This is a genomic window from Enterobacter sp. WPR_3_1 (assembly GCF_003635055.1).
GTDB classification, from domain to species: Bacteria; Pseudomonadota; Gammaproteobacteria; order Enterobacterales; family Enterobacteriaceae; genus Enterobacter; species Enterobacter ludwigii.
This window is the reverse complement of the sequence record NZ_RBXU01000008.1, coordinates 1,339,317-1,354,145: the sequence shown is the minus strand read 5'-3', so window position 1 is coordinate 1,354,145 and position 14,829 is coordinate 1,339,317. Positions and strand designations below refer to the sequence as shown.

Sequence of the window (14,829 nt, the reverse complement as noted above, 5' to 3'; positions counted from 1 at the left end):
AGACAAAAGCGAGAATCCAAAACCCCTCTTAGACTGCATTAACACCCTGCGAATAAAAACGAAGGAGTACCCTATGTCTGAATCTCAGGTAGCCGTTCAGCCTGCCGTACAGCAGTTTTTAGACCGACATCATGGCCTGTGGATTGAAGGGCGTCAGGCCGCGTCGGACAGTGAAAAGCGGCTCAATGTCTATAATCCGGCAACGGGCGATGTCATCGCCTCCACCGCCGATGCCAGCGTTGATGATGTCGACCGCGCCGTGATGTCCGGCTGGCGTGCGTTTGTTGCCCGTAGCTGGGCCGGAAAATTACCGGCAGAGCGTGAGCGTATCCTGCTGCATTTCGCCGATCTGGTTGAGCAGCACAGCGAAGAGCTGGCCCAGCTTGAGACGCTGGAGCAGGGGAAATCCATTCATATCTCCCGCGCCTTTGAAGTGGGCTGCACCCTGAACTGGATGCGCTATACCGCAGGGCTTACCACGAAAATTGCCGGTAAAACCCTCGACCTCTCCATCCCCTTACCGCAGGGGGCCCGCTATCAGGCGTGGACGCGCAAAGAGCCGGTTGGCGTGGTGGCCGGGATTGTGCCGTGGAACTTCCCGCTGATGATCGGGATGTGGAAAGTCATGCCTGCGCTGGCGGCGGGGTGTTCCATTGTCATTAAGCCTTCAGAAACCACGCCGCTCACGATGCTGCGCGTGGCGGAACTGGCAAGTGAAGCGGGCATCCCCGACGGGGTGTTTAATGTGGTCACGGGAAGCGGTGCGGTGTGCGGTGCCGCGCTGACCTCACATCCGCATATTGCCAAAGTGAGCTTTACTGGCTCAACGGCGACAGGCAAGCAAATTGCCCGCGCGGCGGCGGATACGCTCACGGGGGTGACGCTGGAGCTGGGGGGTAAAAACCCGGCTATCGTGCTGAAAGATGCTGACCCGGCCTGGGTAATTGAAGGCCTGATGACCGGCAGCTTCCTGAACCAGGGGCAGGTTTGTGCTGCGAGCTCCCGTATCTATATTGAAGCGCCGCTGTTTGACACGCTGGTCAGCGGGTTTGAGCAGGCGGTGAAATCCCTGAGCGTCGGGCCGGGCATGTCGCCGGAGGCGTTCATCAACCCGCTGGTCTCGCGCGCGCACTGCGATAAAGTGCAGACCTTCCTCGACGAGGCAAAATCGCGCAATGCGGAGTTGATCACCGGTAACCGGGGGCCGGATGGCAAAGGTTATTACGTGTCGCCGACGCTGGTGGTGAACCCGGATGCCGCGCTGCGACTCACCCGCGAAGAAGTGTTCGGCCCGGTGGTCAACCTGGTGCGCGTCGCGGATGGCGAAGAAGCGCTGGCGCTGGCCAACGACACCGAATACGGGTTAACGGCCAGCGTCTGGACGCAAAATATCAGCAAGGCGCTGGAATACACCGACCGGCTGCAGGCGGGGACCGTCTGGGTGAACAGCCATACGCTGATCGACGCCAACCTGCCGTTTGGCGGCATGAAGCAGTCCGGCACCGGGCGCGATTTCGGCCCGGACTGGCTGGATGGCTGGTGTGAAACCAAATCGGTATGTGTACGGTATTAAAACAAAGCGTGTCGGGCTGGCGCAACGGCCACCCGACACGGCTATCGTGACCAGCGGTCCCGTCCGGCCGCTTTCGCCCGGTACAGCGCCTCATCGGCGCGGGCGATAATCTCCGTCCCCGCCAGACCCTCTGCCATTCCTGCAATGCCCATGCTTACGGTGACGTGATCGCTGACTTTTGAGGCATCGTGCGCTATCGCCTCCGCGCGCAGGCCGTCCTGAATACGCATGGCAACTTTTTCGGCTGTGTTTTCCGGGCAATCAAAGAGGATCACCACAAACTCTTCACCGCCGTAGCGAGACACGACATCGTCAGGTGTTCGCACCGACTGCCGAAGCACCTGCGCCACGCGGGTCAAGCATTCGTCACCGGCCTGGTGACCATAGGTGTCGTTGTAAAGTTTGAAATAATCTATATCCAGCATAATCAGCGAGAAGGCTTTTTTCTGCTCAACGGCATTCTCCAGCACCACTTCCATCTTGCGACGGTTGGCGGTCTGGGTTAACGGATCCTGATGCGCCAGCGCTTCCAGCCGCGAAATCAACAGTTGGTTTTGCTGGTTACGTCGCCAGGCTTCATCAAACCAGCTTATCAGGATGAAACGCCCGCAGAGCAAAATCAGCGTAAAGACGGTCCAGACGGCGGCAAAGTGAAGGTTGACACCATCATTGAGTACCCAGCTTGCGACCGGTAGCGTGACCCAGAGCGGGATCACGAAGGAGAGTAACCCACGGGGGTAAAAGTAGAGCGCCGTCAACCCGGCGAGTAACAGAATCGCGCACAGGGGCCAGACGTGGGGCAGCAACAGATCGGTGATAAACCAGAAACAGGATATCGACCAGATGACGCTACAGAAAAAGAGCACCACGCTGATGCCGGCAATACGTCGCCAGGCCATGATGATTAACGCGGCTGACAGAATAATAATGCCGAACATCGAGGCATCGATAAACTTCAGCAGAGGCAGCGACCGGAGGTAGAGGGGGTCGTCGGGCTTAAGCGAGACGTGGCGCAGCAGGATCATCACGGCGAAGCTGATGTTGACGAATGCCAGCCACGGCAGGTTCATCGCCAGCCCGTGCATGACCATCGCCTGACGCGTCGGCCAGGCAGCCCGCTCTGGCGTCGTTTTTTTTCTTTTTTCCATAAATGCTCTTTACCCTTTCCTGGGAGCAAGTGAAGCAGGAACGGGCGGAAGGACCGCCCGTCTGTTTTGCACCGTTACGGTGTCACAATATTAAACCAGAAATCGAACTTATCCATATAGCCAAGCATAGCGTCCAGTTTGGCACTGTCGCCGCTGATCTTGATATCGCCACTGTCCTGCGCCTGTTTCAGCGTGACTTCTTTCAGGATAATTTTATTCAGGGTATCACGGTTCAGGGTAAGCGTAGCGTCAGCGTCTTTCGCTTCGGCATTTGCCGTGTGGTTCAGCACGCCGTTTTCCAGTTCAAGTTTGTATTTGCCGCCATCGCTGCCCAGATCGATGTTAAACACCGATTTGGCATCGCCGGCTTTTTGGCCATTGATATGAACGGCAAGGTAGTCGAAGAACATCTCTGGCGTCATCGCCCGCACGGTATCCGGGCTGGCGGTGTTCGGGGTCGGGCCTTTCACCACGCCGTTACGCAGCTCTTGCGCGCCGGTCAGGTAGAAGTTGCGCCACGGGCCGGATTCCGCCTGATAACCCAGCTGTTCCAGCGCATCTGCTTCGAGATTACGCGCGGCCTGATTGTTCGGGTCGGCAAACACCACTTTACTCACGACCTGCGCCACCCATCGATAGTTGCCCTGATCGAAGTCAGTTTTCGCTTTGTTGAGAATGGCCTCCGCGCCGCCCATATACTCAACGAATTTCTTCGCAGCCTCTTCAGGAGGCAGTTCATCCAGCGTGGCGGGATTACCGTCGAACCAGCCCAGATAGAGTACATAGGTGGCTTTAACGTCATGGCTGACAGAACCGTAGTAACCGCGGTTAGCCCAGGTATGGGCGAGGGAATCCGGGAGTTTGAAGTTAGCGGCGATTTCATCACGCGTCAGGCCTTCATTCGCCATGCGTAACGTCTGGTCGTTGATGTAACGGTAGAGGTCGCGCTGGCTCTTCAGCAGTGCGACGACATTATCATTGCCCCAGGTTGGCCAGTGATGCTGTGCCATGATGATGTCGGCTTTATCGCCCCAGCGCACAATCGCCTGATTAATATATTTTGACCAGGGCAGCGGTTCACGGATTTTTGCGCCGCGCAGCGAGTAGGTGTTATGCAGCGTATGGGTCACATCCTCTGCGGATTCAATGATTTTTTTCTCTTCGATAAACCAGAGCATCTCTGAAGGTGCTTCAGAGCCGGGGGCCAGCATAAAATCGTAGGTCAGCCCGTCAATGACCTCTTTTTGTCCGTCTTTTTCAATGATGTTGGTCGGCGCGATAAGGGTGACGGTACCGGCGGACGTGGTCGTCCCCAGACCCGCACCCACTTGTCCTTTCGCATCAGGCTTCAGCAGGTTGCCATACATATAACTGGCGCGACGACTCATAACGTTGCCCGCCATGATATTTTCCGCAACCGCCGCCTCCATAAATCCGGAAGGGGCATAAACTTTTACCTTGCCAGCCTTCACGTCTGCTTCATCAACCACACCCCGCACACCGCCATAGTGGTCAACATGACTGTGGGTATAAATCACCGCCACGACCGGTTTTTGGCCGCGATTTTTGTAATAAAGATCCATGCCGACTTTGGCGGTTTCTGCCGAGACCAGCGGGTCAACGACGGTAATCCCTTCTTTGCCTTCGATGATGGTCATATTTGACAGATCGAGATTGCGGATCTGATATACCCCTTCGGTAACTTCAAACAGACCGCTGATATTAATCAGCTGGGATTGACGCCATAAGCTTGGGTTTACCGAATCCGGCGATTTATCACCTTCTTTAATAAATGAATACTGTTGGGGATCCCAGATGACATTGCCTTGTTCGCCTTTAATAACGTCCTGAGGAAGTGGAGCGATAAATCCTTTATGGGCATTGGTAAAATCAGTGTTATCGGAGAAAGGAAGCTGGTTAAAAAGGGCATTGTTGGCTTGTTGTGTTGCGGCAGACGCGTCCTTTGGTGCTTCCGCCGCATAAGAGGGACTGTTGGACATGATCATTCCAGCCAGCACGAAACTTCTGACAATCAGATTCAATTTCATTTAAAACCTCTCAGAGAAAGTACTACGTCGTTTGTGAAAACTTCGCGTCCTGGCTGAAAATGTTTCAAAAGATGCAATCGGAATGAGTGGAGTAAAATAACTATAATCAGGATGAGATATTCAGCAAATAAACGAATAAAAAACCGGGCATTACGCCCGGTCTGTTTTTATTTCTGCGCGTCTTTTTTCCTGCCGAGTGTCGGCGTTTCGTCGAAGAAGTTCCACGGTTTGAGCAGGGTATGCACCCATTCCGTTGGCATGATTGGCCACTCTTCGGCGCGGGCGACGTGGGTTGTGCCGGTGGTCATCCAGACGACGTCATCCTGATCGTTTAGCGACTCGTTATCTTTGCTGTATTTGCCAAGCCCCGTATCGTGGGTTGAGCGGTTTGGGAATTTGCCCTCCGGGTACATCTCATCCGGATGGTAACGCGTCACCCACAGCTGTTTATCCATAAAACTCAGGCGGTGATAGATCCACTCGTCCGGGGCGAACTTCGCGCCGGTCGCCACCGGGTGCGTCCCCCCGGCGTAAGGGATTATCTGATACGAAATTGGGTTCCCCATGCGGTTCTCTTTGCTGGTGTTGCTCAGCAGACGAATGGTGCCCGGGTCAAATTTCTGCGCCGCCTGCTGCTCGGTATCAATAGCGTACTGATTGATCTGCATGGTGCTGGTTCGCGGGCCGCCAGCGGTGTTCGGTTTCACCTGTGGATCCATTGCCACCAGCGTGTTGTTGATGCCATCCACATCCATATCGAGACGGAAGTTATAGATGTGCTGGTGGGTGGTCCCGACGATGTTGTGATCAATTAATGTGCCGTATCGGGTATCGTCTTTGGCAGTAGGGTCATGCATCGTTTTCGCCTGTACGCCTTTCACCGCCTCAATCCCCGTTGCACCGGCATCAATCCCGATGGTGCCATTTTCGTGGAATACCCAGTCGAAAATGTAGTCGTAGTTGCCAACGGTGCTCACCCAGCGAACCACCAGCTCGCGCCGCTCGGTACTGACGTTAGGCTGACCCATCTCCTGGTGTTTATATTCCGGTCCTGCGTAGCGTTCAAAAATGGCGATGGCGCGGGGGATCTCCATCGGCGCACCGGTGTAATCGGCAATGGTTTCATTGAGCATCACGGCGTTGGACGGCGCGTCTTTACCGCGCACCAGCGGAGAGGTCAGGGTGCCCATGCCGTAATCGCCGGAATCCAGATAGGCTTTGAAGTACCAGCCCACGTCAGGGTCACCGTAAGGAACGATCATCCCACCCAGGGAGCCCTGATACATAATCTGGCGTTTTTTGCCGTTGTCATTGTAGGTGACGGTAGAAATCATTGGGCCCACGCGGGAATCCAGACTCAGATGGAAATCCCAGTTCTGCCAGTGAATCATATCGCCGGTAATGGTGTAGTTTTTGCCTTCCGGCTCAATGATGTCGAGCGGCTTTTTCGGCGTGTTAATGCGATCACGTCCATCATACGGACGCGGCGTCATCGGCACCGGCACAACGGCACCTTCTTCAATCTTCTGGATCTTCTTCTGCTCAAGGTCGACCACTGCCACCAGGTTCTCAATCGGGTGCGCCCAGTAGTTGCCGTCGCCCACGTCCAGATAGCTCACCACTTTCAGCAGCCGGTCTTCCTGTTTCAGGCCATCTTTGCCGTCGAAATAGCCGACGGTCAGTGGCGTGGTGATCACTTTCTTCGTATCGGTAATGCCGCGCTTTTTCAGAACCTCGGCAAACTCTGCACTTTCGTTGATGATCTGCTGAACGGTCGCAAAATCATCCAGCAGCACCATGCCGTGGGCATCTTTAACGGCGTCCCAGCGCAGGATCTTTTTATCCTTCAGGTCCACCAGACTTTCAATAACGTGTTTCCCGTCCAGCATGGTGATGTTCGCCTGGCGGGGAGAGTCCACCGCCGTGCCGTTGAGCACAAAGTCCCACACTTTGGCTTTCTCGGGTTCGGCCAGGGCTATCTGGGTGAAGCGGGTGTTCGGTTTAAAATCCGCAGATCCTTTCACAATCTCCACGGCTTGCTTAATTTCGTCAGCCGTTAGCGCGTTTAGCGGGTGAGGGCGTTTTTCAACCTGGAAGGTCTGGTCGAGACCCGACTGGAAAACGTCGTTGATGAAGGTCTCCGAGATGAACGCTTTTTTGCCTTTCATGACCACCGGCACCTGCAGCGTGAGGGTTTTGCCGTTAACAATAGCGGTTTTCGCGCCGGGCTTGACCTTCACATATGCCCCGTCCTTCGCAAGGGTGAACATCTGTGCGTAATCATCCCACTGCACATCGGCGCCAAACGCCTGCAGCGTTTTGTCCATCGGGACCATATGCGCCTCACTGCCGTGTGCGAAAACAGGTGATTGCCAGGCGCAACACAGCGCAACGGCCATAGCCAGTGCCGTTCTACGGGCAGAAAAAGAAGAATTGCTTCCCATCGTAGACCTCATCTTGTTGTGTTTATTGTGTTGTGACAGCCTTATCCTGACAGGCGCCCGAGAAAAGCGTTTGCCTGCATCTGCCAGGTTATTTGTTAGTCTTGCCAGGTTAAAAAAAGACCGGGGCAATATCACACCCCGGTCAATGTGCGAGAGAGGAACGTGTCAGAAGTCGCCGTGCTGGCGCGCCACCAGCGTCAGGATGGAGTAGAGCGCAACCGCCTGCTGGTGCTGGTTAAAGATCTCAACGGCCCATTCGACCACGCCGGTTGGCTTCTCATCGGCGGTCCGTTGTTTCTTGAGCGTTTTACGTTTACAGGTGAGACGCACCTGAATGGTATCGCCCGGCTTAACCGGTTCGATAAAGCGCAGGTTTTCCATGCCGTAGTTGGCAATCACCGGCCCAACGCCGGCATCAACAAACAGACCCGCCGCGGCAGAGATCAGGAAGTAACCGTGTACCACCCGTTCGCCAAAGATGGATTCTGCCGCGCCGATTTTGTCCATATGGGCGTAGAAGTGATCGCCGCTCAGGCAGGCAAAGTTAACGATATCGGCTTCCGTCAGGGTGCGGCGCGGGGTCAGCAGGCTGTCGCCCGGCTGCAGTTCTTCAAAGTATTTCCGGAACGGATGAACGCGATCTTCCTGAACCGCAGCACCCCGTACCCACTGTTTGCCGATGGCGGCAAGCATGGTCGGGCTGCCCTGAATGGCGGTGCGCTGCAGATAGTGCTTCACCGCACGCAGTCCCCCCAGCTCTTCACCGCCACCTGCGCGGCCAGGACCGCCGTGCACCAGCTGCGGCAGCGGAGATCCATGTCCGGTGGACTCCCTGGCGGATTCGGCGTTAAGGATCTGAATTCGTCCGTGCGCCCGCGCCGCGCCGGCAATAAACTGGCGGGCGATAGCCGGGTCGGCGGTGACCAGCGTACCGGCCAGACTCCCGCCACCCGCCCGTGCCAGCTGCATCGCGTGGTCTGAATTGCGGGAGGGCATCAGCGTGGCGACCGGCCCGAAGGCTTCGGTGTAATGCACGGCGGGGGTTTCATCTGGCTGTGGGCAGAAAAGCAGCGTCGGCGGGAAGAATGCCCCCGCAGCCTGCAGATCGGCTTTTCCGCCGAGTCTGACCTGGCAACCCGCCGCAATCAACAGATCGACTTTTTCCTGCACGTCCGCGCGTTGCTCACCGTTCACCAGCGCGCCCATCTTCACCCCGTCCTCTGCCGGGTCGCCGACGACCACGTTTTGCAGCCGTGCGATCAGCGCCTGACTGACGGCATCCATCCGATCCTGAGGCACAATTATGCGGCGGATGGCGGTACATTTTTGCCCTGCCTTGGCGGTCATTTCGCGTACCACTTCGCGAATAAACAGTGCGAATTCTGGCTGTTCCGGCGTCACATCCTCCCCCAGAACGCAGCAGTTGAGGGAGTCGGCTTCCATGGTAAAGGGAATGGAGTTCGCCACGATATTCGGGTGAATGCGCAGGCTCTGGCCGGTGCTGGCGGAGCCGGTAAAGGTCACCACATCCTGGCTGTCGAGATGATTCAGCAGATCGCCCGCGCCGCCGCAGACAAGACTGATAGCGCCGTCCGGCACCAGACCACTCTCCACAATCGCTTTCACCATCGCCTGCGCGACCTGCGCGGTGGCGGTAGCGGGTTTGATAATGGCAGGCATCCCCGCAAGCCAGGTGGGCGCCAGTTTTTCCAGCATTCCCCAGCACGGGAAATTAAAGGCGTTGATATGGACCGCCACGCCCGATTTTGACGTCAGTACGTGACGCGCAGCAAAGCCGCCTTCCTTCGACAACGGGATCAGCTCATCTTCCGGCCAGAGTGTGTCATCAGGCAGCTCGCGGCTCCCCAGGCTGGCATAGGTGAACAGCGTCCCGATCCCACCCTCAATATCCACCCAGCTGTCCGCTCGGGTCGCCCCGGTCTGGGCAGACAGGGCATAGAACGTCTCTTTCTCACTAAGCAGATGTTTCGCCACCGCCTTCAGCATGGCGGCCCGGTCGATAAAGGTCATGGCGCGCAGGGCTTCGCCGCCACGCGCGATCGCATAGCGACGTGCATCCGCCATGTCCAGCCCTTCGCTGGTCACGGACCACAGCGCTTCGCCACTGATGGCGTGATGGATAGTACGTTCGCGGCCCCGGCCAGACTGCCAGGTGCCGGACAAGAAGCTGGCTAACTGCTGCATCGCTTATCTCCAAGTGTTACGTAATTTCACTATCAATAGTTTAATCATGAATCATAAAAAGCAAGCTGAGTTTTAATGAATTGTTAACATTGTGATCCAGCGTAATGAAGTGGAAGGCCGGAAGCCCTGTTGTACAGGCCTTGTGCAAAAAGCCTTGCGAGCACCATCACAAAATGGGGAAACATTTCTTGGGGTTATATTTAACCTTTGTGTAACTTTTAAGAAATGAAGTGATTCAGTATTTCACTTTAAGTGGTAAATAATCGAATCATAAAGGTGATGACGTGACGCAAGAACAACGCTTTGAGCAGCGCATAGCGCAGGAGACGGCGATTGAGCCTCAGGACTGGATGCCTGATGCCTATCGTAAGACGTTGATCCGCCAGATTGGTCAGCACGCGCACTCCGAAATTGTCGGCATGCTGCCGGAAGGAAACTGGATCACCCGCGCGCCGACGCTGCGCCGCAAAGCGATCCTGCTGGCGAAAGTGCAGGACGAAGCCGGGCACGGTTTGTACCTCTACAGCGCGGCCGAGACGCTGGGCTGCGCGCGGGAAGACATCTACCAGAAGATGCTCGACGGCAAGATGAAATACTCCTCCATCTTCAACTACCCGACCCTGAGCTGGGCGGATATCGGGGTGATCGGCTGGCTGGTGGACGGTGCGGCGATTGTCAACCAGGTGGCGCTGTGCCGTACCTCATATGGCCCCTATGCCCGCGCGATGGTGAAAATCTGTAAAGAAGAGAGTTTCCATCAGCGTCAGGGCTTTGAAGCCTGTATGGCGCTTGCGCAGGGGAGTGACGCCCAACGCCAGATGCTGCAGGACGCCATTAACCGCTTCTGGTGGCCCGCTCTGATGATGTTCGGCCCAAACGATGACAACTCGCCGAACAGCGCCCGCAGCCTCGCCTGGAAAATCAAACGCTTCGGCAATGACGAACTTCGCCAGCGCTTTGTCGACAACACGGTTCCGCAGGTAGAAATGCTGGGCATGACGGTTCCGGATCCTGACCTGCGTTTTGACGAAGAGAGCGGTCACTACCGCTTTGGCGAGATTGACTGGCACGAGTTTGATGAGGTCATTAACGGGCGCGGTATCTGTAACCACGAACGTCTGGCTGCCAAACGTAAAGCCTGGGAAGACGGGGCGTGGGTGCGTGAAGCCGCACTGGCGCACGCGGAAAAACAACACGCCCGCAAAGTGGCTTAAGAGGAAACACGATGAGCAATGTCTACTGGCCGCTGTACGAAGTGTTCGTACGCAGCAAACAAGGGTTGTCCCACCGCCATGTGGGAAGTCTTCATGCCGCCGACGATCGCATGGCGCTGGAAAATGCGCGTGATGCCTATACCCGTCGCAGTGAAGGCTGCTCTATCTGGGTGGTGAAGGCGAGCGAGATTGTCGCCTCTCAGCCGGAAGAGAGCGGCGAGTTCTTCGACCCGGCGGAAAGTAAGGTTTACCGCCACCCTACCTTTTACACCATCCCTGATGGCATCGAGCACATGTGAGGTCAGGGATGAAAACATTATCCGCATATGCCCTGCGTCTGGGCGACAACGGTCTGGTGCTCTCCCAGCGTCTGGGCGCCTGGTGTGGTCACGCGCCGGAGCTGGAAATCGATCTCGCGCTCGCCAACATCGGCCTCGACTTGCTGGGGCAGGCGCGCAATTTCCTGACCTATGCCGCAGAGCTGGAAGGTCAGGGCGATGAAGACACCCTGGCGTTTGGGCGTGATGAACGCCAGTTTCACAACGTGTTGCTGGTGGAACAGCCTAACGGCAGTTTCGCCGACACGCTCGCGCGCCAGTACTTTATGGATGCCTGGAACGTAGCCCTGTATGAACGCCTGACCCACAGCAGCGACAGCCAGCTTGCCGCCATCGCCGCGAAAGCCATTAAAGAGGCGCGCTACCACCTGCGCTTCAGTCGTGGCTGGCTGGTGCGTCTGGGTGACGGCACGGAAACATCTTCACAGCGTATGCAGCAGGCGGTCGACACCCTGTGGCGGTTTACGGCCGAGCTGTTTGAAGCCGATGACGTCGAGCTGGCGTTGATTGCCTCCGGCGTCGCGGTTGATCCGCGCGAGCTTCGTCAGCCGTGGGAGCAGGAAGTGTTTTCCGGTTTGCAGGAGGCCACCCTGAGCGTGCCGTCGGAAGTGGCGTATCGCACGGGGGGCAAGCGCGGGCTGCATACCGAACATCTCGGCCCAATGCTCGCAGAAATGCAGTATCTCCAGCGTGCCCATCCGGGTCAGCAGTGGTAAGTACGGAGGTGAAGATGCAGCGTTTTGCCGGGATTGCACCCGCGGAGATCCCTCAAATCTGGTCGCTGTTAAGCCAGATCCCGGACCCGGAAGTGCCGGTGTTAACCATCACCGATTTAGGCATGGTGCGTAGCGTATCGGCGCAGGGCGAAGGCTGGGTTATTGGCTTTACGCCAACCTATTCAGGCTGCCCGGCGACGGAACATTTGCTTAGCTCGATTCGCGAGGCGATGACCGCGCACGGCTTTACGCCAGTGCATATTGTGCTGCAGCTCGAACCGGCCTGGACCACCGACTGGATGACAGCGGATGCGCGCGAACGCCTGCGCGCATATGGCATCAGCCCACCGGTGGGCCACAGCTGCCACGCGCATGCTCCGGCCGAGGTGAGTTGCCCACGCTGTGCCAGCACACATACCTCGCTTATCAGTGAATTTGGTTCGACGGCCTGCAAAGCGCTTTATCGCTGCAACGACTGCCGTGAGCCTTTCGACTATTTCAAATGTATTTGAGGTTGCCATGACAACGTTTCATTCATTAACAGTGGCAAAAGTGGAACCCGAAACCCGCGATGCGGTGACCATCACTTTCGCGGTACCCCAGGCGTTGCAGGACGCCTATCGCTTCCGTCCCGGACAACACCTGACCCTGAAAGCGAAGCTGGGTGAGGATGAGCTGCGTCGCTGCTACTCCATCTGCCGCAGTACCGCGCCGGGTGAGATCAGCGTAGCGGTGAAAGCCATCGAGGGCGGACGTTTTTCCCGCTATGCCCGGGATGAGATCAAACAGGGCATGGCGCTGGAGGTCATGGTGCCGCAGGGCCAGTTTGGTTACCAGCCGCGCGCCGACCGGGAAGGGCATTATCTGGCCATTGCCGCGGGTTCAGGCATTACCCCAATGCTGGCCATCTTGTCCGCCACGCTCGCCACCGAGCCGAACAGTCATTTCACCCTGATCTACGGCAACCGCAGCAGCCAGAGCATGATGTTTCGCGAGGCGCTTGCCGATCTGAAAGACAAATACCCGCAGCGTCTGCAGCTGGTCGCCATCTTCAGCCAGGAGGTGCTCGACAGCGATCTGCTGCATGGACGTATCGACGGTGAGAAGCTGCAGGCGCTGGCAAAAACCCTGATCAACTTCCGCCAGTACGACGAAGCCTTTATTTGTGGCCCGTCCGCCATGATGGACGACGCGGAAGCGGCGCTGAAAGCGCTGGGGATGCCAGAGAAATCGATTCACCTTGAGCGTTTTAATACGCCAGGCTCGACCGGCAAACGCACGGTCAGCGTACAGGCTGAGGGGCAGAAAGTCACCGTGCGTCAGGACGGTCGCGACCGGGAAATTACCCTCACGGCAAACGATGAAAGCATTCTTGATGCCGCCCTGCGTCAGGGCGCCGACCTGCCGTATGCCTGCAAGGGCGGCGTATGCGCGACCTGCAAATGCAAAGTGCTGCGTGGCAAAGTTGATATGGCGACGAACTACAGCCTTGAGCCGGATGAACTGGCGGCCGGGTATGTGTTGAGCTGTCAGTCGCTGCCGTTAACCGCTGACGTGATCGTCGATTTTGACTCCAGGGGGATGGCATGAGCGAACTGATGGTCACCCGTCATGGTCGTGTCCTGCAGCTGACGCTTAACCGTCCGGCGGCACGCAACGCGCTGAATAACGCCCTGTTAGAGCAGATTGCTGACGCGCTCGACGCCGCTGCGGCCGATCGCGATCTCTCCGTTTGCGTGATTTACGGCAACGCACGCTGCTTTGCTGCCGGCGCAGATCTCAACGAAATGGCGGAGAAAGACCTGCCTGCCACCCTGAACGATATCCGTCCCCAGCTGTGGGCCCGGATCAACGCCTTCAACAAACCCCTGATTGCCGCCGTCAACGGCTTCGCGCTGGGCGCGGGCTGCGAGCTTGCGCTGCTGTGCGACGTGGTGATTGCCGGGGATAACGCCCGTTTTGGTCTGCCGGAAATTACGCTCGGCATCATGCCCGGGGCGGGCGGTACGCAGCGACTGATTCGTAGCGTGGGCAAATCGCTGGCCAGCAAAATGGTGCTGACCGGGGAGAGCATTACCGCGCAGCAGGCGCAGCGCGCCGGGCTGGTCAGCGATGTGTTCCCGGCTTCATTGACGCTGGAATATGCCCTGAAACAGGCGGCGCTGATGGCTCGACACTCACCGCTGGCGCTCCAGGCGGCAAAGCAGGCGCTGCGCCAGTCTCAGGAGGTTTCCCTGCAGGCCGGACTGGTCCAGGAGCGACAGCTGTTTACGCTGCTTTCAGCGACCGAAGACCGGCGAGAAGGCATCGACGCATTCTTACAGAAACGTACCCCCGACTTTAAAGGACGCTAATCGTGGAATTTATTCTCAGTCATGTAGAACAAGGCGTGATGACCCTGACGCTGAACCGTCCGGAGCGTCTGAACAGCTTTAACGACGTGATGCATCAGCAACTCGCTGAGTGCCTGAAGCAGGCCGAGCGCGATGACACCATCCGCTGTCTGCTTATTACCGGGGCGGGGCGCGGCTTCTGCGCGGGTCAGGATCTTAATGACCGCAACGTCGACCCTAACGGTCCGGCGCCGGATCTGGGAATGTCCGTGGAGACGTTCTACAACCCGCTGGTTCGCCGTCTTGCGACGTTGCCGAAACCGGTGATTTGCGCGGTCAACGGCGTGGCCGCCGGGGCCGGGGCCACGCTGGCACTGGGGTGTGACATGGTCATTGCCGCCCGTTCTGCCACCTTTGTGATGGCCTTCAGCAAGCTCGGATTAGTGCCGGACTGCGGGGGAACATGGTTCCTGCCGCGCGTCGCCGGGCGCGCCCGCGCAATGGGGCTGGCGTTACTCGGAGACAAACTCAGCGCCGAACAGGCACACGCCTGGGGGATGATCTGGCAGGTGGTGGATGACGAACACCTCTCCGCCACGGCCCAGCAGATGGCGCTGCACTTTGCTTCTCAGCCCACCTTTGGTCTGGGGCTGATTAAGCAGGCGATTAACGCGGCAGAGACCAACACCCTCGACGCCCAGCTTGACCTGGAGCGCGATTATCAACGTCTGGCCGGTCGCAGCGACGACTACCGGGAAGGGGTCAGCGCCTTCCTTGCCAAACGCGCACCGACATTCACGGGGAAATAAG

Annotated in this window: 12 protein-coding genes; 8 read left to right on the top strand and 4 right to left on the bottom strand. The window is 57.5% G+C overall.

All coding sequences use genetic code 11. The features are described 5' to 3' along the window. Window positions 1–73 precede the first annotated feature (73 nt). Window positions 74–1,573, top strand: coding sequence for an aldehyde dehydrogenase family protein (locus BJ887_RS08215; RefSeq protein WP_014169921.1), 1,500 nt, complete (start codon window positions 74–76; stop codon window positions 1,571–1,573). A gap of 41 nt (window positions 1,574–1,614) precedes the next feature. On the opposite strand, the gene BJ887_RS08210 is transcribed toward BJ887_RS08215, so the two are convergent. The 4 genes from BJ887_RS08210 to paaZ form a co-directional block, all read right to left on the bottom strand. After that, on the bottom strand, window positions 1,615–2,721 hold the full coding sequence (locus BJ887_RS08210; RefSeq protein WP_068794588.1) for a GGDEF domain-containing protein: 1,107 nt from the start codon (window positions 2,719–2,721) through the stop codon (window positions 1,615–1,617). Between the two features lie 74 nt (window positions 2,722–2,795). Then, on the bottom strand, window positions 2,796–4,769 hold the full coding sequence (locus tag BJ887_RS08205) for an alkyl/aryl-sulfatase (protein ID WP_032678080.1): 1,974 nt from the start codon (window positions 4,767–4,769) through the stop codon (window positions 2,796–2,798). Between the two features lie 167 nt (window positions 4,770–4,936). Further along, window positions 4,937–7,213, bottom strand: coding sequence for a primary-amine oxidase (gene tynA, locus BJ887_RS08200; RefSeq protein WP_121339723.1), 2,277 nt, complete (start codon window positions 7,211–7,213; stop codon window positions 4,937–4,939). A gap of 165 nt (window positions 7,214–7,378) precedes the next feature. Further along, window positions 7,379–9,418, bottom strand: coding sequence for a phenylacetic acid degradation bifunctional protein PaaZ (gene paaZ / locus BJ887_RS08195; RefSeq protein ID WP_121339722.1), 2,040 nt, complete (start codon window positions 9,416–9,418; stop codon window positions 7,379–7,381). A 284-nt stretch (window positions 9,419–9,702) separates the two neighbouring features. On the opposite strand from paaZ, the gene paaA reads away from it, so the two are divergent. The 7 genes from paaA to paaG are packed head-to-tail and all read left to right on the top strand — an operon-like array spanning window position 9,703 to window position 14,828. Next, window positions 9,703–10,632 (top strand): 1,2-phenylacetyl-CoA epoxidase subunit PaaA, encoded by a 930-nt coding sequence (paaA, locus tag BJ887_RS08190; protein WP_014169925.1) that lies wholly within the window; start codon window positions 9,703–9,705, stop codon window positions 10,630–10,632. Between the two features lie 11 nt (window positions 10,633–10,643). After that, entirely contained in the window at window positions 10,644–10,931 is a 288-nt protein-coding gene (gene paaB / locus BJ887_RS08185) for a 1,2-phenylacetyl-CoA epoxidase subunit PaaB (protein ID WP_003857353.1), read from the top strand. An 8-nt stretch (window positions 10,932–10,939) separates the two neighbouring features. Continuing rightward, entirely contained in the window at window positions 10,940–11,686 is a 747-nt protein-coding gene (paaC, locus tag BJ887_RS08180; RefSeq protein WP_025204284.1) for a 1,2-phenylacetyl-CoA epoxidase subunit PaaC, read from the top strand. A gap of 14 nt (window positions 11,687–11,700) precedes the next feature. After that, complete coding sequence (gene paaD / locus BJ887_RS08175) at window positions 11,701–12,198, top strand: 1,2-phenylacetyl-CoA epoxidase subunit PaaD (RefSeq protein ID WP_121339721.1); 498 nt, start codon at window positions 11,701–11,703, stop codon at window positions 12,196–12,198. Window positions 12,199–12,205: 7 nt separating this feature from the next. Then, the gene (gene paaE / locus BJ887_RS08170) at window positions 12,206–13,276 is read left to right on the top strand and encodes a 1,2-phenylacetyl-CoA epoxidase subunit PaaE (protein WP_025204282.1); all 1,071 of its coding nucleotides are present in this window, start codon (window positions 12,206–12,208) and stop codon (window positions 13,274–13,276) included. Next, window positions 13,273–14,040 carry a 2,3-dehydroadipyl-CoA hydratase PaaF gene (gene paaF / locus BJ887_RS08165; protein ID WP_014169929.1) on the top strand — a complete coding sequence of 256 codons (768 nt, stop codon included), beginning with the start codon at window positions 13,273–13,275 and terminating at the stop codon, window positions 14,038–14,040. The genes paaE and paaF overlap by 4 nt, the downstream gene beginning before the upstream one ends. Continuing rightward, the gene (paaG, locus tag BJ887_RS08160; protein ID WP_025204280.1) at window positions 14,040–14,828 is read left to right on the top strand and encodes a 2-(1,2-epoxy-1,2-dihydrophenyl)acetyl-CoA isomerase PaaG; all 789 of its coding nucleotides are present in this window, start codon (window positions 14,040–14,042) and stop codon (window positions 14,826–14,828) included. The genes paaF and paaG overlap by 1 nt, the downstream gene beginning before the upstream one ends. Window position 14,829 lies beyond the last annotated feature (1 nt).